This window comes from Bacillus sp. FSL W8-0223 (genome assembly GCF_038006805.1).
Lineage (GTDB): Bacteria > Bacillota > Bacilli > Bacillales > DSM-4216 > Bacillus_O > Bacillus_O smithii.
The window spans coordinates 2,769,229-2,793,439 of the sequence record NZ_JBBOVX010000001.1; the positions used below are offsets into that span (position 1 = coordinate 2,769,229).

Genomic DNA, 24,211 nt, shown 5'->3' on the forward strand with positions numbered 1-24,211 from the left:
GAAACACCGCCACCTCGCAAGCTGTCTTGTGCTTGTCGCACCTTCAGTCGCCTCACTTTTTTATTAATCCTTCTGCGGCTTAAGCCTCTGTTACAAAATCCCTTCCGGCTCTCTGCCTTCCGCCAAATCCCGCCGTGAGATATTTTGATTCAAAGGCAAACGCTGCTCTTATATGTATATAACTTATCCTTGTCCCTTCACCCAACAAGGATCCGTTACGGATAGTTCATCGTTTTATCGTAAAAATATCTTAATGTAAATATGATACCATGTGAATGATCTTTTTTGACAAATAAATTCTAATTTTTTACCAGGAAACTCAAAAATTTGATACACTTTTATTCATACGAAAGAAATATCTTTTCATCGAGGATCCGACTTTCGATTCTCTCATTAAAATTGACTTTGCCGATCAATTATAATAAAGGTTTCGTTTCTAATCTTTATTTTAGCTTATTTCCATCATAAATTCGAGCATTTGAAAGGAGAAATACTATTTATGAGGGTCGATGGTCATATTCACACTCCTTATTGCCCGCACGGAACCAATGATTCTTTCGAGTCGTACATAGAAACAGCCATTTCTCTTGGCTTTGAAAAAATAACCTTTACCGAACACGCCCCGCTTCCGGACGGATTTATTGATACGACTCCGACGAAAGACAGCGGTATGGATCCCGGCCAAATCGATGATTACATAGAAGAAGTTTCCGAATGGAAAAAGAAATATAAAGGGATCATTGATATCCAAATTGGACTGGAAGTGGATTACATCGAGGGGTACGAGCAAAAAACAAAAGAATTTTTGAATCGATACGGGCCGCTTTTGGATGATGCCATTTTATCCGTCCACTTTCTAAAAAAAGGGAATGAGTGGTACTGCCTTGACTACAGCGCTGAGCTCTTTGGAAAGATCGTTGATGTTTTCGGCTCCGTTGAAAAGACATATGAATGCTATTACGAGACGGTATTAAAATCCACAGCGGCAGATCTTGGCCCATATCGCCCGGCAAGAATCGGCCATGTCACGCTTGTTCGCAAATTTCAAAACAAATTTCCTTGCCGAAAATCTTTTGACCATATGATTGAATCGATTTTATCGGCTGTAAAGAAAAATAGCTTTTCCTTAGATTACAACGGTGCAGGCGTCCACAAACCGGATTGTCTGGAACCATACCCGTCGAATGACATCGCTTTGAAAGCAGCTGAAATGGGCATCCCTCTTATTTATGGATCAGACGCCCATCAAGCAAAGGATCTTGGCCAAGGCAGAAAAAAGATGATCTTTTCTCTTCTTGAGGACGGCTCCGGCAAAACAGTCAAATAATTTTTCTGTCAAAATGACGCGTTTCTTGCAAGGAGCATAACGTTGAGTCGATCCAACGCTCGATCATGATCATGTATTTTTCAACAAAATATTTTTCTTGAGGGAATGTGTGCCAAACCTCCCGCAAATATTGACTTTGTAAAAACGGCATCGTCAGCAGCGATTTTAATTGAATGATCACTAAACTTTCCGGCAGATTGGCGAAAATTCCCTCTTTGATTCCTTGTTCCAGAATCAAATGAAAAAGATATTTTTCCTTCACTAAATAGGATGCAATAATTTCACGTGAGATTTGGGAGTCAATAGACACTTCCCTCCAGACAAAACGAGTCAATAAATGATTTTCTCTTTGAAACGAAAGTATGCTTTTCAAGCCTTGTTTTAAACATTCATCCGGGGGCGCCATTTCAAGTAAAAATACTTTTTCTTCCAGACAAGACAAATAGCCTTCAAAAAATTGGGTTAAACACGCTTCCAATAATCCTTGTTTTCCTTTAAAATAATAGGAGATATTCGCTGGGTTCACTTTCGCTTTTTTGGCTATGTCCCTTACCCCGGTTCCGTCATAGCCTTTTGTATTAAAAAGAACAATGGCTGCGTCCATAATTAATTCTTTCGTTTCCTTTAATGTTGCGTTCATTTTCTTCCCTCTTCTCTCCTTAATTGATCGCGATGTTTAGGACAAAACAAAAACTGGGATTTTTGATTTCATTGATCGATCAGAATTTTCTGTTTTTTGACTGTTTGCCTTTCCCGTTTGAGAAATCGGGGATTCTCTTTGTTGCAAGGATGCGAATGACGGTGACGTGCCCATTGATTATGTCTGCAACCTATCAAAGCTGTAAAACTTATTCTTTATCAAATTTCGGATTCATACGTAAAAATCCTTTATAATTTTATCGACATTTTCTTTCAGAATCGACGTGAATTTTCAGAGAGAAGGGTGATCATGATGTTTCAAGCAGAAACGTACAAAGGCTCTAAAGAAGAGCAGTATCAACTCGTCATCAAACAATTGAAAGCCTTGATGGAGTCCGAAACGAACAGAATCGCCAATTTAAGCAATGCTTCCGCTTTATTAAATCAATTTCTTAAAGAAATAAATTGGGTCGGTTTTTATTTATATGAACAAGAAAAAAATGAACTTGTCCTCGGACCGTTTCAAGGACTGCCGGCCTGCGTCCGCATCCCGCTCGGAAAAGGGGTTTGCGGAACAGTCGCAGCAGAACGAAAAACCATCCGCGTAGAAGATGTCCATCAATTTCCCGGCCATATCGCCTGTGATGCCGCTTCCCAATCGGAAATAGTCGTTCCGATGATTAAAGCGGGACAGTTAATCGGTGTTCTCGATATCGACAGTCCGATTATCAATCGTTTTGATGAGATCGATCAAAGCATGTTGGAACAATTTGTTCATGCTTTAGTGGAATTTTTATAAGAAAGGCTTGTTTGCTTTCAAAAAAAGAGGCGGATTCTAAATTTTATTTGGAATCCGCCTCATCCCGACTTGTTATGAAAAAGGCATTTTGCTGTCGTTTTCACTATGATAACTAATGGTCATTTTGTTTTTGCCGGTTGCTTTCGAAACGTACAGTGCTTGGTCGGCTTTTTTAAACAACGATTCTACGTCTTCTCCACTTCCTTTGTACCATCGAGACATTCCGCAAGAAACCGTCACTTTCGGATTCGTCTTTTCTTCCACTTCTACTACTATCCTTTGTGAAAGTTTCTCTGCTTCATTCACAGTCAAATGAGGAAAATAGATAGACAGCTCCTCTCCGCCCCATCTTGCAGCTATTCCTTTTTGACCGGAGACAGATTGAATAATTTTGGCCACTTGAACGATGACCTCATCCCCTACTTGATGTCCGTACGTGTCATTGATTTTTTTAAAATCATCAATATCGATCAGAAGAAAGCTCCCTTGTTCGTCGTTCTGCAGCGACTCGCTCATCTTTGACTCCAAATAGTTTCGGGAATATAAATTCGTTAAATAATCGGTAATCACAAGACGTTCAAGTTCCTCTCTTAAAAGAGAATTGGTCAAAGCCAATGTGGAATGATAAATCAAGGACTGCAGCAATTTATACATATCAAACGTAAATCCATAGGCGCTGTCTTTCAATACAATGCAAAATCCTTTTAGCATGTCGCTTTCAAACATGGGGACAGCCATTAATGAACGATATGGAAATTTTCTATCCGTTATTTTTCTGGCTATGTCCCCAATAAATATCGAATCTTTTTCTTCTTCCATTCTCTTTCCTACATACGATATGTACATTTTTCCCGATTCATCCAAAAAAATCGGGGAGCTTCCTTCCAATACTTTATAGCCATCTTTTTCTATAAAAATGAATCCGCAAGCAGAAGCTCCAAAGGAGGAAAGGATTTTGGACTGCAAAAACAATATAGTATCGGAAAAGCGCAAATTGGAATTCAACTGCCGCGATGTTTCGTTGATAAGCTGCAAATCGGCAATAAATCGTCTCGATTGCTGATAAAGCTTGGCATTTTCCAAAGCGCTTCCACCTGTTTCCACAAGCAGCCGAATAAACTCAATTCTTTCGTTGTTCAATTGAAAAAGCGGACAATCGACTTTTAAAAGTCCGTACACCCCTTGCTTTCCTTTTATAGGGACATATAAAACACTTTTGTTTGCTTGCGTTAAGTGCTCCACTTTTACTTCGCCGCTTACATACGCTTCCATCGCCATAGAGCGAGTATTTTCCATTTCAAATAAATGGACGGGCAATTCTATGTCATTTTTATCAATGGTAAGATTTAACGAATAAAAATAATGAGGAAAAACGCGTTTGAGGGTGTCCACCATTTCGTTTAATACACATTCAATATTCATTGAAGAATGAAATCTTTTTGTTGCTTGAAACAATTCTTTATAAAATTTTTCCCCATTCGAGATGGAAGAAACAAAGGCATAACGTTGAAAAAAACGATGGCTTTCTTCCGTAAATTCTTTTAAAAACCTTTCGGTGATTTTTTCTTCCAAAGGAGTTTTTACAAATAAACAGCCATAGACTTCATGTTCACAAAGAAACTGGACGCCAAACGAATATTCGGAATAGCAGCGACTGACATCCAGGATATCCCGTTGTACCCATCGTTTATTTTCAAACAGATGCTCGATCTCTTTCCGCTGTTCATTTGAAACGGTTTGCATCGAACTTTTGCCCAAAAAATGGAATTTTTCTGACTTTAAAATGTCAGAAACAGATTTCAGCCATTTTTGTTGAACATTTTGTTCATCCGGGTCCACGATAAGCTCATATAGTTTCGCTTTGTACAAAGTCATCATATTTTTCAAAAAGATTTCGTCCATCCTTTAATCACCTGTGTTTCCCATCCAATTGATTTTGCAGCGGCTGCAAAGCTCCACACAGCTCTGCACGCTTAAAAGGAAGGATTCCCGGTTTCCATTTCAATCATGTTGCGTCAACTGACGTAAAGGTTTTGAAACTCGTACCTTCCAACTATAAAATTTTCCTCATTTAGATCCATGTCAATCATACAAAACGATTTTTAATTAAATATTTTTCGGAATATTAAATAAATTTAATCACCTTGCATTATTTTCAAATCAATCCTTTATAGTATAGCATAGAAAAAAAGATTATTATATATATTATTCAAACTTTTTCCATTGTCCTGATTTATTATTTTTTTACTACCTTAATTCCATAAATATGAAAAAAGAAATGACTATTTCACTAATAAATAAGTTTTATCTTCCTCTCGAATTTTAATTAAGACAATAAAAATAGTTAGTCGGGGATGCAAAAACAGAAAAGAGAAACAGGAGGAATAAAAAATTCATTGATCAGATTCAAGCAAGCAGTTTGGCAGTCTTTCTCATTTTCATATTAGAAACACTCATTTCAGCACAGCTGCTTATGAAATCATTGTTTCGATTTTAATGATACTCCAAGTTCATTTCGCAGGCTGATCCTATCCTTTTGAAGCAAACTTTTGATGATTCCGTTTCAATGCCTTATTCTGAAATCAGTGCTCCCACTTTCTTTTCGCCATCCATCAACTTTCACCTTTTTCTTAAAACGCCCTTGACTCACACAACAAGACGACATATAATGAGGTTTGTGTAAAATAAAGTAAGCAGCCTTTGTGAACACATTTTTGCGTTCATTTTGTTCCTCACATCCAATGAGAATAAATCTTGGATGAGGTGCATCGCGTAACCCTTAGCTGCTGGGGCGATGGTGCATGAAAACAAAATGGCCAAAATTGCTGTCTCACGCCTGTTTTTTATTTTACAACAAAATAAAATAAAGGAGGAGTTTTTCCATGGCTCGTTACACTGGCCCTACATGGAAAATTTCCCGTCGCCTTGGCATTTCCTTAAGCGGAACGGGGAAAGAATTAGAAAAACGCCCATATGCTCCTGGACAACATGGTCCAAACCAACGTAGAAAACTTTCCGAATATGGTCTTCAATTGCAAGAAAAACAAAAATTACGCCATATGTACGGAGTAAATGAACGTCAATTCCGTAATCTGTTCGTAAAAGCTGGCAAAATGAAAGGGGTTCACGGTGAAAACTTCATGATTTTGCTGGAATCCCGTCTTGACAATCTTGTTTATCGTCTCGGTTTAGCGCGTACTCGCCGCCAAGCTCGTCAGCTTGTTAACCACGGTCATATTCTTGTAGATGGAAGCCGCGTAGATATTCCATCTTACCAAGTTCGTCCGGGGCAAACCATCGGTGTTCGCGAAAAATCTCGCAACCTTGACATTATTAAAGAATCCGTGGAAGCTAACAACTACGTTCCTGAATATTTAACTTTTGATGCTGATAAATTAGAAGGAACTTATACTCGTCTTCCAGAACGTTCTGAGCTTCCTGCTGAAATTAACGAATCTCTTATCGTTGAGTTCTACTCTCGTTAATCAATTTAAAAAGAGCCTGTTTAGGCTCTTTTTTCATTTCTTCGCTCGTCGGTTCCCCGTTTTTTTCGATTCCTCAATGAAAGAATCTCTTCTCTTTTGAGGAAAAAAGCTTTTAACATCCGTATTCATATAACAGAAACAGCGTCCCATGACTTTTTAGGACGCTGTTTTTATTCTTAGTATTTAATTAAAAAGTATTTCTTTTTCCCTCTGCGGACAATCGTAAACTGGCCCTCAATACGGTCATTTTCCGTTAATTGATAGCTTGTATCCGTGACTCTTTCTCCGTTGATATAGATGGCTCCATTTTGAATATCTTCGCGAGCCTGGCGTTTCGATGGAGAAATTTTTGCTTGGACTAATAAATCAACCAAACCCAGTTCTTGAGTTTCCTTCACTTCATAGGAAGGGACATCTTTAAATCCTTGTTTAATCTCTTCTGCTGATAATTGTTTAATATCTCCGCTGAATAACGATTCTGAAATGCGAATCGCTTGATTGAGCGCCTCTTGGCCATGAATAAGGCGGGTCATTTCTTCCGCAAGCGCTTTTTGAGCTTTGCGCAAATGCGGCTCTTTTTTCAATGATTGTTCCAAATCCTCAATTTCTTCTTTTGTCAGGAACGTAAAGTATTTTAAGTATTTCACTACATCTTCATCCGCTGTGTTAATCCAAAATTGATAGAATTCATAAGGAGAGGTCTTTTCCGGATCCAGCCAAACTGCACCGTTTTCTGTTTTCCCGAATTTTGTGCCATCTGCTTTCGTCACAAGCGGGATCGTTAAACCATACGCTTTTGCTCCGTCATGAATCTTTCGGATTAATTCCAATCCGGTTGTAATGTTGCCCCATTGGTCGCTTCCGCCGATTTGTAATTTACATTGATACTCATCGAACAAATGCAAAAAGTCGATCCCTTGCAAAATCGTGTAGCTGAACTCTGTAAACGAAATACCGGTTTCTAGGCGGGAAGCGATCGTATCTTTTGCCAGCATGTAATTGATGCCGATGTATTTTCCATAATCACGCAAGAACGTAATGACGTTCATCGTACTTGTCCAGTCATAATTATTGACGAGCACCGCTCCGTTGGATCCATCAAAATCAAAAATTTTCTCTAATTGTTTTTTCAACCCTTTTACATTTTCTTGAACCGTTTCAATCGTTTGAAGTTTGCGTTCTTCTTTTTTCCCGCTTGGATCGCCAATCATCCCCGTTGCTCCACCGATCAGCACAATCGGTCGGTGCCCGTGCTGTTGAAAACGACGAAGTGTCAAAAACGGAAGCAAATGTCCAATATGCAGACTGTCGGCCGTTGGATCCACTCCGCAATATAGCGAAATCTTTTCGTTTTCAAGAAGCTCCTTAATATCCTGTTCATCTGTTTGTTGGTAAATGATCCCTCTCCACTGTAATTCTTCCAGTAAATTCACCGTTGTTCCTCCTTTGATCAAGAAATTTTTTCCAAACGCAAAAAAGTCCCTGCTAAAAAAGCAGGGACGCTGTTCGCGCGGTACCACCCAAATTGAGAATTGCTTCTCCACTCATTGATTGCTAACGGTTTAGACCGTTTGCCGCTACTCTCCTTTTCACGGCAAAAGCTCCGGGAGGTAATTCGTTCAACTGCATGTATCGGTTTGCACCATCCACCGACTCTCTGAAAGCAAAGACAGCGAACTACTGATTCCCTTCACGGCTTTTCCACGATTCATTTGTCATTCTACATTCGTTCATATATGAATTTTTATCACAGTTATATAGGATTGTCAATGCGACGTAAAAATTTAGGCAAAGTCATTTGCCATTCAAGCCGCTTATTGGATCACTTGGATCGAAGAAATCTCGGCATTAGCTATGACAACGACCTTAATGTCAATCATTCTCTTATGAGCAAAAGCAAAAAACAGGGCTGACTAAGCAAACAGTCAGCCCTTTTCACAAAAGGAAGGAAAAGACCTCTTCACTTCGTTTTGTACATGCAGACAATGAAACAACGATTTCGAACTAGTCTTCCATTGTGGATAAGTCGCCAGTCGGCAAGTCTAGTTCCCAAGCTTTTAAGACGCGGCGCATAATTTTTCCGCTTCGTGTTTTCGGTAGTTTGTCGCGGAATTCAATTTCCCTCGGAGCGGCATGAGCCGCCAAGCCTTTCTTAATAAATTGGCGAATGTCTTCCTTCAGTTCATCAGAAGGTTCATATCCTTCCCTTAACGCAACAAACGCTTTAATAATTTCCCCGCGTACAGGGTCCGGCTTCCCGATGACCCCCGCTTCGGCAACTGCGGGATGCTCTACCAATTTGCTTTCTACCTCAAAAGGTCCTACTCGTTCACCCGATGTCATAATCACATCATCCACACGTCCCTGGAACCAAAAATATCCATCTTCATCCTTATATGCGGAATCCCCCGATACGTACCAATCTCCGGCTAAAAAGTAAGATTCATATTTCTCTTTATTTTTCCAAATCGTATACATCATGGAAGGCCAACCTTTTTTGATGGCCAAATTCCCCATCCGATTAGGAGGGAGTTCGTTTCCTCTGTCATCCACAATGGCGGCTTTCACGCCGGGAAGCGGTTTGCCCATGGATCCTGGTTTAATCTCCATGCATGGATAATTGCAAATCATAATGGCTCCTGTTTCCGTCATCCACCACGTATCATGGATGCGAACATCAAAAACTTTCTTTCCCCATCGCACCACTTCAGGATTCAACGGTTCACCAACGCTCAATATATGGCGGAGCGAACTTAAATCGAACTGTTTCACGAGTTCATCTCCTGCTCCCATGAGCATGCGAAAAGCAGTTGGAGCACTGTACCAAACGGTAATCTCGAACTCTTCAATCGTCTTATACCAATGTTCAGGATTAAAACGTCCGCCCACAATCACGTTTGATGCTCCCATTAACCAAGGTCCGAATATTCCATAAGACGTCCCCGTTACCCAGCCCGGATCCGCTGTGCACCAATAAACATCGTCTTCTTTCAAATCGAGCACCCACTTGGCTGTTTGATAATGCTGGATCATCGCATTATGAACATGAAGGACACCTTTTGGCTTTCCCGTAGACCCTGAAGTATAATGAAGGATCAAACCATCGTTTCGATCGACCCACTCGATATCAAACCGTTTGCTGGCGTTTTTCAGTTTGGCCAAAAAGTCGATATGTGTCTCATCTTCTTGAATATCTTTCCCAACCAGAAAAATCTTTTTCAAAGCGGGAAGATCTTGTTTGGGCACCCTGTGCAGAAGCTCCGTTGTAGTGATCAGCACCTTTGCCTCACTATCTTGAAGCCGGTCTCTTACCGCCCCTTCCATAAAGGCCTCAAATAATGGACCGACGATGGCACCGGTCTTGATTGTCCCTAAAAGGGCAAAATACAGTTCAGGCGAACGGGGCATGAAAATAAACACCCTGTCTCCTTTTTGAACGTCTCCATACTCCTTCAAAACGTTTGCTGCCCGATTTGTCCATTCTTTCATTTCTTTAAACGTATATTTTTCATTTCTTTCAGCGTCTTTATAATAGAGAGCCACTTTATTTTTGCGAAAAGTCTCAACATGGCGGTCAATGGCTTCATAAGCCAAATTGACTTTTCCCGTTTCGTACCAAGAAAAATGTTTTTCAGCTTCTTTCCAATCAAACGACTGATAAGTTTCCTCATAATTTTTTAAATTGAAATCCCCTTCGACGACTGGTAACGCTTCCAACCTCATTTGACCGATTCCCCCTTTCAATATGACAATTTTATTATACTATATTTATTATTTTTTCTCAATTTTTTAAAAATTTCATATGTTGCATGATTCTGCCATCCCGTCATTTCCCTCTTTTCATCGTTGCCTTTCCATCTTATCTTGATTATACCATTTTTGTCAAAAAAACAAAAATAATCCGAAAAGTTTGCAAAAATAGTTTACCGGTATAGTGCTTATATAAGATAATGAAAGTAAGATTTCAAGGTGGTGACCAGATGGAACATAAAAAAACGTATCATTCTCTTAAAATGGAAACTCCAAAAGGAGAACTAATCATTGAAGGCCCGATTTCCTCAAACACGCTGGCAAACTTAGAGTTTCACAAAGATCTTGTCGCTTTTCGCCAGCCTTCAAAGCAGCATAAAGCGCTGATCGAAATTGCCGATCTCCCCGAAGGAAGAATTATCATCGCCCGGGAACGTCAAACCATAGTCGGTTATGTAACCTTTCTATATCCTGATCCTCTAGAACGCTGGTCAGAAGGAAACATGGAAGATCTTATTGAATTAGGAGCCATTGAAGTAATTCCCGAATATCGGGGATTCGGAGTAGGAAAGAATCTTTTGCGAGTCTCCATGATGGATGATGCCATGGAAGACTATATTATTATAACGACGGAATATTATTGGCATTGGGACTTAAAAGGCACCGGTTTAAATGTTTGGGAATATCGAAAAGTGATGGAAAAAATGATGAATGCCGGCGGTCTTGTTTGGTATGCAACCGATGATCCGGAAATCAGTTCTCACCCTGCCAACTGTTTGATGGCAAGGATAGGAAAAAGGGTCAGCCCCCAATCCATTGAGAAATTCGATCAGCTTCGTTTCATGAACCGCTTTATGTATTAAAGTTTGTGTCAAAGGATAAGGAGGCAAATGATGATGATCGTAGAAGAAATTATGAATAAGGAAGTCTATACCCTTCCCCCCGATGCTTCAATTCGAGATGCACTTCAATTGTTAAAATCTAAAAAAATCCGCCATATTCCGGTTGTGGATGAAAAACAACATTTAGTTGGTCTTGTAACCGAGCGGGATTTAAAAAATATCACATCTTCCATTTTTCAAAAAGAAATAAGGGAAGAAATTCTGAAAAAACCCCTTCATTCCTTTATGATCAAAAAAGTGGTGACAGGTCATCCTCTAGACTTTGTAGAAGAAGTTGCTTATCTTTTCTACGACAATCAAATTGGCTGTTTGCCCATTGTCCAAGACGGCAAACTTGTGGGCATCCTTTCCGAGACAGAAGTCCTCCATACATTCGTGGAATTGACGGGAGCCAATCAGCCGGGGTCCCAAATTGAAGTAAAAGTCCCTGATAAAACAGGCATTCTGTACGAAGTCGTGACCGTGATTCATAAACAGAAGGCCAATGTTTTGAGCGTTCTTGTATATCCCGACAAAAAGGATGAACGATATAAAATTCTTGTTTTTCGCGTTCAAACGATGAATCCTCTCGAACTCATCCATGCATTAAAGAAGGAAGGGCATACGGTTTTATGGCCAAATATGCCCGGGATTTCCATATGAAAAAAAAGGCCGTATTTATTTATTCAGACGATCTATTAACTTATAAATTCCATAATCAGCATCCGTTCAATCAATTTAGAATCACTTTGACAATAGATTTATTGCAAAGCATTGACGCCTTAAAAGAAGAACATATCATTCCGCCGCGGATCGCCACCGAAAAAGAGCTTACCCTCATCCACGATCCCTCTTATATTCAAGCGGTAAAAAAAGCCGGAGAAGGACAACTATCCCCGGATATTGCCGAAGGATATGGGCTCGGCACGGAGGATACTCCCATTTTTAAAGGCATGCATGAAGCAAGCGCTCTGTTGGTAGGAGGAACATTAACAGCCGTTGATTGGGTCATGACCGACAAAGCCGAACATGCCGTTCACTTAGGCGGAGGGCTGCATCATGGATTTCGCGGAAAAGCTTCCGGTTTTTGCATCTACAATGATAGTTCTGTCGCTATCCAGTATTTGCTGGAAAAATATCATGCCAGGGTTTTGTATGTAGACACCGATGCTCATCATGGCGATGGTGTGCAATGGTCTTTTTATGATGATCCAAATGTTTGTACGTTGTCCATCCACGAAACGGGAAGGTATTTATTCCCGGGCACTGGAAATATCAACGAGAGGGGAAACGGAAAAGGCTACGGCTATTCCTTCAACATCCCTTTGGATGCTTTCACTGAAGATGAATCTTGGCTCCATGCGTATGAAACAGCCATTTGGGAAGTCGCGGCCTATTTTAAACCGGATGTGATTTTGACACAAAACGGTGCGGATGCCCACTATTATGATCCTTTGACCCACTTATCCACTACCATGAAAATTTATGAACGCATTCCTAAAATAGCCCACGCCATTGCCCATCAATATTGCGACGGCCGCTGGATTGCCGTAGGGGGTGGGGGATATGATATTTGGAGAGTCGTTCCCCGGGCATGGTCCCGAATTTGGCTGGAGATGACCGACAATAATCATTTTAACGGTCCTTTACCAGAAAAATGGATATCGAAGTGGTCGAAAAAATCGCCTGTTCCATTGCCTGCTGCTTGGGAAGACCCTGAAGGAATCTACAAACCCATTCCCCGCAAACAGGAAATTACGGAAAAAAACCGCCTAACCGTAGAAAAAGCACTTTACCCGCTGCGGCATGAACATTAAACGAAACCGTCAGTTGATAAAAAATATTATTCGAATTTTCATTTTTTAAACAAGAACCAATCAAAAACCCCTATCCGACTGGCTGAACAAGTGCTATGTTTCTTCTTATGAGCATTAGATCACTATTTTATTTGTCTCTTGTGAATGGAGTTGAATATGGTCCCTGCTTTCCTCTTGATTGAAAGAAGCAAGGGGAAATTATATTCCTAAATGCAATAGGTCCAACAATAACCAGCGACGGAGATCGTGGCTGGTTATTGTTGGACCTTATTTTGTAGAATTCCGTTTTTCAATTCGGTGTGGCAGTATAACAATATGGTCTTTCACTTCCTCTTTGTTCATATATTTTGTCAGCAGCCTCATCGCAACAGCTCCGATGTCGTAAAGCGGCTGTACGACAGCTGTTAATTTCGGTCGAACCATCACCGATAGCTTTGTACTTTCGAAACTAACGATTTCCAGATCATCCGGAATATGAACACCGTCATCTTGCGCTCCATGAACAACGCCTAATGCCATTTCATCGTTGCTGACAAAAATAGCGGTCGGCTTTTCTGCATTTTCCCGGAATTTTCCCCAAGCTTCCATTCCGGAGTCATATGTGTAGTCCCCTTCAAACAGCCATTCTTCTTTCCAAGAAATACCGGCATCTTTCAAGGCCTCTTTATAACCTTCGAATATAAATTCCTTGCTGATGGTGTTGTTGAAAGGTGCAGCCACAAAACCGATACGTTTATGCCCTTTTTTCGTCAGCATTTCAACGGCTTCATAAGCGGCCCGTTTATAGTCGATATTAACAGAAGGGATTTGATTGGATTGTTCAACGGATCCCGCCAGAACGATCGGTACAGACGAACGTTCAAATTCCTTTACATGTTCTTCTGTGATGGTCCCGCTCATAAACACGATCCCATCCACTTGTTTGCCAAGCATCGTGTTTAAAAGACGAATCTCTTTCTCTTTATTTTGATCGGAATTGCTCAAAATAATGTTGTAATTATACATGGTGGCAATATCTTCAATTCCTCGGGCCAGTTCCGCATAAAAAATATGGGAAATGTCGGGAATGATCACACCGACTGTTGTCGTTTTTTTGCTGGCCAGCCCTCTAGCTACCGCATTCGGACGATAGCCCAATCTTTCGATCACTTCCAACACTTTTTTTCTTGTCGTTGGTTTCACGTTGGGATTTCCGTTCACCACCCTTGAAACCGTCGCCATGGAAACATTCGCTTCTCTTGCTACATCATATATCGTAACAGTCACTGCATTTCCCACTCCTTCATACTTTTCCTCTTATTTCTATTATATTAAAACCTAGGAAATAAAAAGCTTTTCTTGTAAAAAACTTTGTGAAATTGTTTACGAACTGGTCTCGTTCTCCTATAATACCTTAAATTCCTCTCATTATGCAATGAAAAGTAAAGCGATTTTTCCGCAAAGTCCATTCAAGAAACTCTTATCGCTATAGTTGAATGCATGATCCCGACAATCATCCAGCCTTTCCTCTCTAGTGTTTTGTAATATCTCCATTTCATCTTCATTATAGCCTTTTCTTTTCTCCCTTTCTTATTATTTTTCCAAAAACGACATATTCTAATAAAAAAGTCTGATTCAACATGGTATGTCCTACCAGTTGAATCAGACTGCTGTACGCTTATTCTAGTCTAAGTGCCATCGTTTTCCTCTGCAAATAAGAAAGGTCTACTTTCTATGCTTTGACAGGAACGGCTTTTAAAATTTCATTGTAAAATTCGTCGAATTGTTTTAAATCCATTTGTTGAGCGGAATCAGACAACGCCACTGCCGGATCTGGATGAACTTCCGCCATCACACCGTCTGCTCCAATGGCTAAAGCTGCTTTTGCAGCCGGAAGCAAGAGGTCGCGCCGGCCCGTAGAATGAGTTACGTCTACAAAGACCGGCAAGTGCGTTTCTTGTTTTAATATTGGCACTGCCGTAATATCTAATGTATTGCGAGTCGCTCTTTCATAAGTGCGAATTCCGCGTTCACAGAGTATAATTTGTTCGTTTCCTCTCGACATTATATATTCTGCTGCATACATGAACTCTTGCAAAGTAGCGGAAAGCCCGCGTTTTAGTAGAACCGGTTTTTTCACAGAGCCTGCCGCTTTCAAAAGTTCAAAGTTTTGCATATTGCGGGCTCCGATTTGAATGACGTCCACGTAATCTAGCGCCATTTCAATATGAGCCGGATTGACGATTTCTGTGACGACTGCCAGTTGAAATTCGTCTGCGATTTGCTTTAATATTTTTAATCCATCTAACCCAAGTCCTTGGAAATCATATGGAGAAGTGCGTGGTTTAAACGCCCCTCCACGAATAAGCTTTAATCCTTTGTTCTTTATGGATTGAGCCACTTCCGCTACTTGCTCATACGATTCAACGGCACATGGACCGAATACAAACGTCGGCTGACCCGTGCCTACTAATTCACCGTTAATTTCAATAACCGTATCTTCCGGTTTTTTCTTACGTGAAACAAGCAAAGCTTTCCGATGATCATCTTCCTGCAGTTCCAAGCTCGCTTTAAAAATTTCTTTAAAAATATGCTCGATAGTAGAGTTTTCAAACGGTCCGTCATTTCGCTCAATAATCGTGTTCAACATTTTTCTTTCGCGAACCGGATCGTATTTGTTCACCCCTTGCGGCAATTTCGCACGTCCAATTTCTTGAACAATTTTGGCACGTTCATTAATCAATTCGAGCAATTTTAAATTAATTTCATCCACTCTTTGTCTTAATTGTTCGAGCTCTTGATTTCCCACGACCTTCAATCCCTTCTCAATTTGCTGAATATTTTTTAGTTTATGATGACACCTAGCAAAAGTGAATTCCCAGCCCTTCACTGGTATAAGTTTTATCACCGGCGATAATTTAGTGATAATTATAAATCATATATTTTAAATTGTCACGAAAAATTTGCTTCAACAATTAAACGCTTTTAAGCGATAAAGTATTCTGTATAAAAACTGGATAATACGCCTTTATTGATAAAAACTTTTAACCGTTAGAGATAAACTACGATTATCGGCAGCTCTCTTACGGTCCAAAACGAAGCTGGACACCCCCGCTGCTAACGACAAAATGCCAGGTTTATTTATGAATATTATGAAAATAACGGCCAGCATGCTCATGACCGCAGCAAAAACAGACTGGAAATTCCACTGAATCTAAATTTTTGCCAATGTGTCAGCCGTGATTTGGTAGTGAGAATCATACCATACCGGACGCTGATTAATGAAAAGGAAGGCTTGTGGCGACTCATGTTGGATTCCAAATTTTCGAGCGATGTAATTGGATAGCTCCCGGGATTCTTGGACAGCTAAAAAATACCCCTTTTCTCTTGGATGTTCGCGCAAAAATTGGTCCATTTCTCGATAAGCATGAGCACTTATGGGACACGTCAGACTATGCTTTAAAAAGAACACGCGTGGTTCCCTTGTCAGCAATTGTTCAAACTGTTCAATGGTTTCTATTTTATTCATAATCATCACCTTTGCAATCATTATTGGAAGGCAGCCAGCCTTTTTATACAAAGAAAGCCGATCACATGAATTTTAAATACCGTCATCACTTGATAGACTCATATAACAAAAAACTAGTTTGACAAAAAAAGAGGGTGAAAACATCATACCATTTCACCGCTCCCACATCAAATTAATCGTTTTTATTAACCGATTTTTCAGTTTTTTCAAACGCCTGTTTCGTTTCTTCCAGTTTTTTGCTTACTTCGTCTAAAGTTTGGCCATTCTGCGATTGAAATCGTTGGCTCACTTTATCTGCCATCTGAATCGTTTTTTCTTTCGCATTGGATGTGATCGTTTGAATTTTGCCTGCCATTTCACCGGATTTTGATTGCACCGTTTTGGATAAATGTTCCGCCTTATCTTTTGTAGCTGAAGCTAATTCACTGCTTTTTTCTTTTGCTGAACATGTCCATTGTATTCCTTTTTCTTTGGCTAATTCTACCCAACTAGACGCTTTTTCTTTAAAAACATCTGCTTGTCCGGTTAAATTCCTTCTTAATTCTCTTCCGGATTTGGGGGCGAGAATCAAGGCGGCTGCAGCTCCAATGACTCCTCCGACAAATGCACCGGCTAAAAATCCGCATGAGTTTCTTTTTTCTTTATTTTCCACATTCCTCACTCCTTTTCATATTGCAGGATGGAAAAAGCGGGCATTAATTTCTAGCCCTCTCTATCGAACCGCGGCTTTCAGATACGGTGTTATTCTGTGTTTGGGCAGCCGGCGACTCTTCTTTACGCTTCCATTTATCCAATACTTGTTTGACGACTTGACTCCATTGGACCGCCTGTGAAATTTTATTCTGATTCTTTTCTAATTGCGACCCTACCGTCGTTGTGATTTTTTTCAAAGATTGATTGAACGTCTCAATCGAACTGCCAATGCCTTTCACTGCGTAAACGACCGAATTCAGTTCTTTCGTTTTTTCCCCAATATTCTCAGCCAACTCATTTGTTTTATGTAAAAGTTCAGCCGTTTCTTGGGTGACTCCTTTCAACTGGCTTTCCAAGCCATCCAACATTTTTGATACACTGTTTAAAGTACTGTCAACCGACCTTAATGTTCTGGATACACTAAGAGCCAAAATAAGAAATGCAACAGCGATCACCGCCACACTTACGTACAAAATGACAATCACTTTAAACACCTCCTCAACTTATTGTTCATTGAATTTCGGCGAAAAAATGAAACTTCTAAAATATACTTCTTTTTCGCGAATCCTTCATAAATTTTACTATTTCTTTTAGGGAGGCGTCAATTTCATCATCAAGATTCGCTATAATCTGATGACCATTCTATTTTATGGATTTTATGAGACTATAAAGTAGAGTCGAGCCTTATCCAATGAATAAATCGAGGAGTTTTTCCAATGTTGCATCCACCTATATCAAGCTGCAGCGTAAGTGTGGCCGGAACTTGTAACAGATTATTACGAAACCGATGTTTTTAAACAAACGGACTCATCGTTTTTTAGAAGAATGAAGAAAAATCTACAGATGGCAACAAAAGGGATATGCACTGGAGAAACATGCAAGTCCATATCATACTGCATTTCGAAGAGGATATTTGCCACATCATTCAATGAAACATGCAAAATAGAAGTTTTCAAACGGAAAACGATTTCTTTTTATGTTTGAATGGGCTTCAATTCCATTACTGACAAGAATAAAAACGCATCTTTTAGCGAGAAATAAATGTTCAAAATCCCTTTTTAAAAAGCGCCGGCTTTCTTCGGCAGCCATACTACAAACAATTCTCCTATCAGCGGTCGAAAAACGGTGTGATAGAATTTCAATTTACATGGTCTATAATAGAGTACCGGCCAACCCCTGCGTGGGGAAGTCCCTTGCTTTTTCTTGTCAAAATTCTTACGAAAGTCTTCTTGCTTTTCTAAAAACATTCAAGCTAATTTGACTCGTCAAATAAAAACACCGGCTGCTTCAACCACTGCCCCCCGTCTAAAGATATGCATTCTCCATTTAAATAAGAAGCTTTGTCTGAAACCATAAAAGCAGCCAAAGCAGCGATTTCTTCCGGCGTTCCTAATCGTTTCAACGGCACGCTGTCGATAACCTTTCTTTCCGTCTCCTCAGAATCCAACAGCTTGTCTGCTCCTCCTGTTCGTTCAATAGGACCGGGAGCTATGGCATTTACCCGAATGCCGTATTTGGTGCCCCACTCTACCGCAAGCGTTCTAGTGAGCGAGAGAACCCCGGCCTTCGCCGCAGCGGAATGAACCACCCCTGGGCCTGCCTGCCAAGCGTAATTCGCAACCATATTCAGAACATTACCTTTGCTGTTCGTTTCGATCCAATATTTTCCTACCGCTCTTGTACAATAAAAGGTTCCATTTAAGACAATATCCACCACCGCTTTCCAGCCATTGACGGATAATTTTTCTGCCGGACAAATGAAATTTCCTGCGGCATTGTTCACTAAAACATCAATTCTTCCAAACTTTTGATCCGTTTCTCGGACCATTTTATCTACATCATCCGGATTTCTGACATCCATGGCAATCGTCAATATCTCACTATTTCCCTGTGATTCTATCTCTTTTTTTGCCTGCTCCAGCCTTTCAACATTTCTTCCTGTAATAACGACTTTCGCTCCTTCTTGAAAAAAATGTTTCGCCATATATTTTCCCATCCCATTTGATCCGCCTGTTATGATCACAACACGATCTTTCAACTCTATCCCCCCTTGTTTAAATAGAAAGAATAATCAGATAATTTTTATTTTACCATACTTTAAAATGAACTGAAAGGCCGATCATCTAAAAAAAGAGCAGACTTAAAGCCTGCCGCCTCCTAACGCCATCCCAGCGTGGAGAAAAGGCCGGGCTCTAAGTCAGCTCTAAAACATTCAGACTTCCTAATCGATGACTATCATGACATCATTGTCTATTTTTTCAAAGTGTTGCTTAGCAGCTTTTCATAGGCAAGCTGGAATTTTTGAATATCTCCCGCTCCCATAAAGATGAGAACCGCATTTTCATGCTTTAAGAGCGGAGACGTGTCTTCTTCTTCAATAATTTGCGCTCCTGAAATCCGCTCTTGAAGATCTTTTACAGACAGTTTGCCATGGTTTTCACGTGCTGAACCGAAAATTTCGCATAAATAAACAGAATCAGCTTCATTAAGGCTTTGAGCAAAATCATTTAAGAAGGCCTGAGTTCTTGAAAACGTATGAGGCTGAAAAATGGCCACAATTTCCCGATCAGGATATTTTTGACGTGCAGCATGAATCGTTGCCTTGATTTCCGTTGGATGGTGTGCATAGTCATCAATAATGATTTGCGTTCCCATTTTTTTCTCGGTGAATCTTCTTTTGACCCCTTCAAAAGTAAGAAGCCGTTCTTTGACGATTTCCGTATCAATATTTTCATATTGGCAAACAGCTATTACTCCTAGAGCATTTAAAACGTTATGGTCGCCAAACAAGGGAATTTCAAAAGAGCCATAAAACGTATTTCTAACAAATACATCAAATGTCGTACCATTTTTTGTATGCTTAATATTTCGAGCTTGGAAGTCGTTCTCTTCGCCAAAGCCATAATACACAACGGGAACTTTCGCTTGAATTTTTTGTAACAGTTCATCATCACCGTAAGCAAAAATGGCTTTATTCACTTGCATCGCCATTTGCTGGAAGGCAGAAAAAACATCATCGATATTCGCAAAATAATCAGGATGGTCAAAATCGATATTGGTCATAATGGCGTAGTCGGGATAATAGGATAAGAAATGGCGCCGATACTCACAAGCTTCAAAAACAAAATATTCGGCGTCCTTAACGCCTTTCCCAGTACCATCACCGATTAAATAAGAAGTAGGTTTTGCCCCGCCAATGACATGCGCCATTAACCCTGTCGTCGATGTTTTCCCGTGAGCGCCTGCCACAGCAATGCTTGTAAACTTGCGGGCAAATTCCCCTAAAAATTTATGGTAACGGATTACCGGCAATCCAAGTTTTAACGCTTCTTGAATTTCTTCATGTGTGTCAGGAAATGCATTTCCTGCTATAACCGTTAAACCAGGTTTAATGTTGTCTTTACTGAAGGGATAAATCGGAATTCCGGCATCTTCCAGAGCTTTTTGAGTAAAAAAGTATTTTTCAATGTCAGAACCCTGCACCTTATAGCCCTTATCGAACAAAATTTGGGCGAGGGCGCTCATCCCCGATCCTTTAATTCCTACAAAGTGATATGTTGTCATAACAGACCCTCCAACAATCGTCTATCAATAAGCATTATATGTAATTTTGGTTCCCTTTGCTCAAAATGGATAATGAGCTTTTCATATTGAAACATTATAGCACTTTTTCAGGCTCGTGACTATTAATAGGATTTTTCCTTTTTTCTTGTCTTTGTTTCAATCCATTTTCACGACCTTAATTTTCAAAAAGAATGTTTCATGGCTCATTCAAGATTTAAAATCATCGCAAATGAGCCGCTTTTTTGTTTTGAAAGCACGCATTAGAATTGGCTGGATTCCTTTAAATCCTCAAAATCTTCTACCGTGATTAAAACGTCTCTGGGCTTGCCGGGTTTTTGTTCCGAAATGATTCCTTGTTCTTCCATCATTTCAATCAGCCGAGCCGCGCGATTATAGCCGATGCGAAAATGTCTTTGCAATAAAGAAGCGGAAGCACCGCCATGGCGGACGACAAACTCACAGGCCAGCTTAAACAAGTCATCTTCATCTTGCAGAAAGTTGGCTTTTTGAACAAGTTCTTCTTGAACAAACAAGTAATCGGATTCCCACTGTTCTTTCACGAAGGAAACCACTCTTTCGATTTCCCCATCAGAAACAAAGCTGCCTTGAAGCCGCACCGTCTTTGATGTTCCGTTGTCCAAAAATAACATATCGCCTTTTCCTAACAATTTTTCAGCTCCCCCGGCATCCAAAATCGTTCGTGAATCCGCTTGAGAGGAAACGGAAAAGGCAATTCTGGTAGGAATATTGGCTTTAATTAACCCGGTGATCACATCGACGGACGGCCGCTGAGTAGCTACCAATAAGTGGATGCCGCATGCCCGCGCTTTTTGGGCAATTCGGCAAATCGCTTCCTCGACATCAGCGGGAGACATCATCATTAAATCAGCCAATTCATCAATCACAATGACGATATAAGGCATACGCTTTTCTTTTGCTTCCAACGCTTTTTGATTGAACCGTTCAATATTTCGAACACCAGCATGAGCAAATAATTCATACCGCCTTTCCATTTCATCCACCGCCCATTTTAACGCCTGGGTAGCTGCTTTTACATCCGTAATAACCGGGCTGACCAAATGTCCAATGCCGTTGTACGGCGCGAGTTCAACCATTTTCGGATCAATCAATAGCAGTTTCAATTCTTCAGGAGTCGTTTTATACAAAAGGCTGATCAATATGGAATTGATGCAGACGCTTTTTCCAGAGCCGGTTGCGCCGGCGATCAATCCATGGGGCATTTTCTTTAAATCAGCCACAACCGCTTGGCCGGAAATATCCAGTCCCATCGCAATCGTGAGAGGAGATTGGCTGTTTTGGAATGAAGGGCTCATAATAATTTCGCTTAAGTATACGGGGCGGCTTTCTTTATTCGGAACCTCAATTCCGATTGTATGTTTTCCCGGGATAGGCGCCTCTATCCGAATATCTTTGGCCGCCAAGCTCAACTTAATATCATCCGACAAGTTCGTAATTTTATTCACTTTCACCCCTGGTTCAGGCTGTACTTCAAATCTGGTGACAGACGGTCCTTCCGTGACATTCACCACCTTAGCGCGTACACGGAAGTTTTTCAGCGTATCGTTTAATAATTGAATTTGCTGTTGTATCCATGCTTCATTCGTTTTTTTTTCAGCCGGCGGAGTCAAAAAACGGATATCGGGCAGCTGATGGTCAGTTTCTTTTTCGATGTTCTCCTCCGCTTGTCCCTTTTCCACTTTATGGATATGAGGAGCCATGTCCGGCTGTTTCCGATTGTTCGCGATATTTTTCTTCTCTAAATTCCGTTTGTCCTGCTTAAGCATTAGCACATTAAAGGGGAGATGCGGACGTGATTTATTCGATTTGTCTGCGTCTGCCCTTTCAGAAACAGTTTCCGATCGCTGTTCTTGATTCGAATCCTTACTAGTGTCCAATTCCCGGACAACAGAATTCTGTTCCTCGACTGGTTCCATTTTTCTTACATTTTCATGCTCGTCTGTTACCGCTTCTTCTACCGTAGGAAAATCGTTTTCTTGTGATGATTGTTTCGTTGATAATGAGGAGTCTTCCGAATGAGAAAATTCATTGGAAGCCGCTTCGTCTTTCAGATGGTTCTCTTCAAGGATTACCTGTTCTTTTTCTGCCGCCACCTGTTCTTTTCCGGAAGGTTCGGCCTGTTTTTCTTCGTTTTTAAACGGAACAGCCAAAGTCTGATTTCGTTCTTTCTGCTCTTCAAAATTCTCATTCTTTCTTTTTAGCGTCTCTGTGTGACCTGACACTTCTCCTTCCACAAAAGAATTTTTCAACTCGTACTCTACAACTTCGCTTTGGCTTGCTTCTGACGGACGTTTATACCCGTAAATAGGAGACGGAATATTCGTTGGTCGAAAAGGACGGTTGCCTTTCCGTTCGCTCGACACATGATAAGAAGCACTCTTTAAGTTTTCCGTTGTTGGTTTTGGTTCCGGTTTGATCGGCTCATTTCTCCGATGCCGGTTATGTCGTTCAAGCGTTTTTCTTTCTGTTTTTTCCGACGCAGTAGACAAAGATAGGGGTTTTTGCGGATAATGGTAAGCAATTCTCGTTTTCAATTCCCGCACCGGCTTTGTTGGATTTTTTTTCAGATTGTCTGTTCGTTCCTTTGGTACCTGCCGCGGTACATGCGGAGAATCGCTCTCTTCAATTTCTACTACTTCTTCATCTATAAAAAGTTTCATAAATCGTTTCAGCCAGCTCAAAGTTTACCACTCTTTCTTTATTTAAGAATCATTTCTATTTTAACAGTTAAATAGAAAAATTCGAGAGGAAAATAGGCTGAAAATGCAAGAACAACAAATATTCTTAAGCCTCTTTTCATCGATGAAGGCTTTGGGCTTTTCTCCCTAAGGGAATGGCAAACCAGCCAGAACAGACTCCACCTAGATCTTTCTATACTGAAAATCTCGGAAAATCATTTTTGCAGAAATACCATCCAATCTTTACTCGTTGCTCACTTTTCAACCGATCCTTTCAATATCCACAACAAGAAATCCATTGAAACGAATAAAGGGTCCGATCCTTCTACAACCATTAATAGGATACAATCATCTTCCTATAAAGGTTGAAAGAACCAAACCCTTGTTCACATCTTTATTCACCGGCCATTATCCATTAAAAGGAAAACGGCTGACCGACTTCATATTCATCTGATAAAACTAAAATTCCTTTTTCTTTAGGAGCATTCGGCAGCTCAAGCTCGCGAGCCGAACAGATCATGCCTTTCGAAGGAACTCCTCGCAGCTCCGCATCTTTTATAACCATTCCGCTTGGCATGACAGCGCCGATCTTGGCGACAACCACTTTTTGGCCCGCCTCCACATTAGGCGCTCCGCATACAATCTGCAATGTTTCATTTCCTACGTCGACTTGGCAGATGCTCAATTTATCTGCATTAGGATGCTTTTCCTTTTCTTTCACATATCCTACCACAAATTTAGGAGAAAAATCTCCTTCTAACGTTTCATCAAAACCGCACTCCTGCAAAATCCGATTGATTTTGCCGAGAAGGTCTTCGTTCATGACGACGGGGCCATTACCTTCAATTTCCAGGAATTTGGATATATGAAAAATATTATAACCAGCCGTTTCATTGGTTGGTTCATGATAAATTCTGGCCGCTTCTTTTCGCACGTCTACGGCAATTTCCTCTTGCGAAAAATCTTTGATCGATATTAGTAGAGTATCCCCTACACCTTTTCGATTATAAAATACGTTCACTTACAATCTT

General features: G+C 40.5%; 19 protein-coding genes and 1 other annotated feature. Of the genes, 6 read left to right on the plus strand and 13 right to left on the minus strand.

All coding sequences use genetic code 11. The features are described from left to right. Window positions 1-499 precede the first annotated feature (499 nt). Window positions 500-1,327, plus strand: coding sequence for a histidinol-phosphatase HisJ (hisJ, locus tag NST81_RS13335; protein ID WP_341030064.1), 828 nt, complete (start codon window positions 500-502; stop codon window positions 1,325-1,327). Here hisJ and refZ read toward each other — a convergent pair. Next, window positions 1,320-1,967, minus strand: coding sequence for a forespore capture DNA-binding protein RefZ (gene refZ / locus NST81_RS13340; RefSeq protein ID WP_003355667.1), 648 nt, complete (start codon window positions 1,965-1,967; stop codon window positions 1,320-1,322). The two genes, hisJ and refZ, sit on opposite strands and share 8 nt — an antisense overlap. A 312-nt stretch (window positions 1,968-2,279) precedes the next feature. On the opposite strand from refZ, the gene NST81_RS13345 reads away from it, so the two are divergent. Next, window positions 2,280-2,765 (plus strand): GAF domain-containing protein, encoded by a 486-nt coding sequence (locus NST81_RS13345; RefSeq protein ID WP_341030497.1) that lies wholly within the window; start codon window positions 2,280-2,282, stop codon window positions 2,763-2,765. Window positions 2,766-2,837: 72 nt separating this feature from the next. Here the strand turns inward: NST81_RS13345 and NST81_RS13350 are convergent, their stop codons facing one another. After that, window positions 2,838-4,667 carry a sensor domain-containing diguanylate cyclase gene (locus tag NST81_RS13350; RefSeq protein WP_341030065.1) on the minus strand — a complete coding sequence of 610 codons (1,830 nt, stop codon included), beginning with the start codon at window positions 4,665-4,667 and terminating at the stop codon, window positions 2,838-2,840. Between the two features lie 980 nt (window positions 4,668-5,647). On the opposite strand from NST81_RS13350, the gene rpsD reads away from it, so the two are divergent. Then, a complete protein-coding gene (gene rpsD / locus NST81_RS13355; RefSeq protein ID WP_003355671.1) occupies window positions 5,648-6,250 on the plus strand; it encodes a 30S ribosomal protein S4 in 603 nt (200 codons plus the stop codon). Between the two features lie 176 nt (window positions 6,251-6,426). Here rpsD and tyrS read toward each other — a convergent pair whose 3' ends face one another. After that, window positions 6,427-7,683, minus strand: a complete 1,257-nt coding sequence (tyrS, locus tag NST81_RS13360; protein WP_327797785.1) for a tyrosine--tRNA ligase — start codon at window positions 7,681-7,683, stop codon at window positions 6,427-6,429. Between the two features lie 59 nt (window positions 7,684-7,742). Further along, window positions 7,743-7,953, minus strand: a binding site (T-box leader). A 301-nt stretch (window positions 7,954-8,254) separates the two neighbouring features. Further along, window positions 8,255-9,973 carry an acetate--CoA ligase gene (acsA, locus tag NST81_RS13365; protein ID WP_048623841.1) on the minus strand — a complete coding sequence of 573 codons (1,719 nt, stop codon included), beginning with the start codon at window positions 9,971-9,973 and terminating at the stop codon, window positions 8,255-8,257. A gap of 257 nt (window positions 9,974-10,230) precedes the next feature. Here acsA and NST81_RS13370 point away from each other — a divergent pair, with 257 nt between their 5' ends. Genes NST81_RS13370 through NST81_RS13380 form a run of 3 tightly spaced genes read left to right on the plus strand, consistent with a single transcriptional unit; the run spans window position 10,231 to window position 12,698 of the window. Then, window positions 10,231-10,863, plus strand: a complete 633-nt coding sequence (locus tag NST81_RS13370) for a GNAT family N-acetyltransferase (protein ID WP_048623842.1) — start codon at window positions 10,231-10,233, stop codon at window positions 10,861-10,863. 33 nt (window positions 10,864-10,896) lie between these two features. Continuing rightward, on the plus strand, window positions 10,897-11,544 hold the full coding sequence (locus NST81_RS13375; RefSeq protein ID WP_040342025.1) for an acetoin utilization AcuB family protein: 648 nt from the start codon (window positions 10,897-10,899) through the stop codon (window positions 11,542-11,544). Continuing rightward, a complete protein-coding gene (locus NST81_RS13380; protein ID WP_341030066.1) occupies window positions 11,541-12,698 on the plus strand; it encodes an acetoin utilization protein AcuC in 1,158 nt (385 codons plus the stop codon). Before NST81_RS13375 ends, NST81_RS13380 begins: the two co-directional genes overlap by 4 nt. Window positions 12,699-12,965: 267 nt before the next feature. On the opposite strand, the gene ccpA is transcribed toward NST81_RS13380, so the two are convergent. The 9 genes from ccpA to ytpR form a co-directional block, all read right to left on the minus strand. Further along, window positions 12,966-13,964, minus strand: a complete 999-nt coding sequence (gene ccpA / locus NST81_RS13385; RefSeq protein WP_327797784.1) for a catabolite control protein A — start codon at window positions 13,962-13,964, stop codon at window positions 12,966-12,968. Window positions 13,965-14,409: 445 nt separating this feature from the next. Beyond that, window positions 14,410-15,486, minus strand: coding sequence for a bifunctional 3-deoxy-7-phosphoheptulonate synthase/chorismate mutase (locus tag NST81_RS13390; protein WP_048623844.1), 1,077 nt, complete (start codon window positions 15,484-15,486; stop codon window positions 14,410-14,412). Window positions 15,487-15,891: 405 nt separating this feature from the next. Then, window positions 15,892-16,206: a bacillithiol system redox-active protein YtxJ gene (gene ytxJ / locus NST81_RS13395; RefSeq protein ID WP_082142326.1), complete on the minus strand. Its 315-nt coding sequence runs from the start codon at window positions 16,204-16,206 to the stop codon at window positions 15,892-15,894. A 172-nt stretch (window positions 16,207-16,378) separates the two neighbouring features. Further along, the gene (locus tag NST81_RS13400) at window positions 16,379-16,858 is read right to left on the minus strand and encodes a YtxH domain-containing protein (RefSeq protein WP_048623845.1); all 480 of its coding nucleotides are present in this window, start codon (window positions 16,856-16,858) and stop codon (window positions 16,379-16,381) included. Window positions 16,859-16,901: 43 nt separating this feature from the next. After that, window positions 16,902-17,384 (minus strand): DUF948 domain-containing protein, encoded by a 483-nt coding sequence (locus tag NST81_RS13405; protein WP_048623846.1) that lies wholly within the window; start codon window positions 17,382-17,384, stop codon window positions 16,902-16,904. A 767-nt stretch (window positions 17,385-18,151) separates the two neighbouring features. Further along, window positions 18,152-18,943, minus strand: a complete 792-nt coding sequence (gene fadH, locus NST81_RS13410; protein WP_174521046.1) for a 2,4-dienoyl-CoA reductase — start codon at window positions 18,941-18,943, stop codon at window positions 18,152-18,154. 206 nt (window positions 18,944-19,149) lie between these two features. Next, the gene (gene murC / locus NST81_RS13415; RefSeq protein WP_003355686.1) at window positions 19,150-20,463 is read right to left on the minus strand and encodes a UDP-N-acetylmuramate--L-alanine ligase; all 1,314 of its coding nucleotides are present in this window, start codon (window positions 20,461-20,463) and stop codon (window positions 19,150-19,152) included. Between the two features lie 260 nt (window positions 20,464-20,723). Beyond that, window positions 20,724-23,183 carry a DNA translocase FtsK gene (locus tag NST81_RS13420; protein WP_341030067.1) on the minus strand — a complete coding sequence of 820 codons (2,460 nt, stop codon included), beginning with the start codon at window positions 23,181-23,183 and terminating at the stop codon, window positions 20,724-20,726. Window positions 23,184-23,595: 412 nt separating this feature from the next. Next, a complete protein-coding gene (gene ytpR, locus NST81_RS13425) occupies window positions 23,596-24,201 on the minus strand; it encodes a YtpR family tRNA-binding protein (RefSeq protein ID WP_341030068.1) in 606 nt (201 codons plus the stop codon). Window positions 24,202-24,211 lie beyond the last annotated feature (10 nt).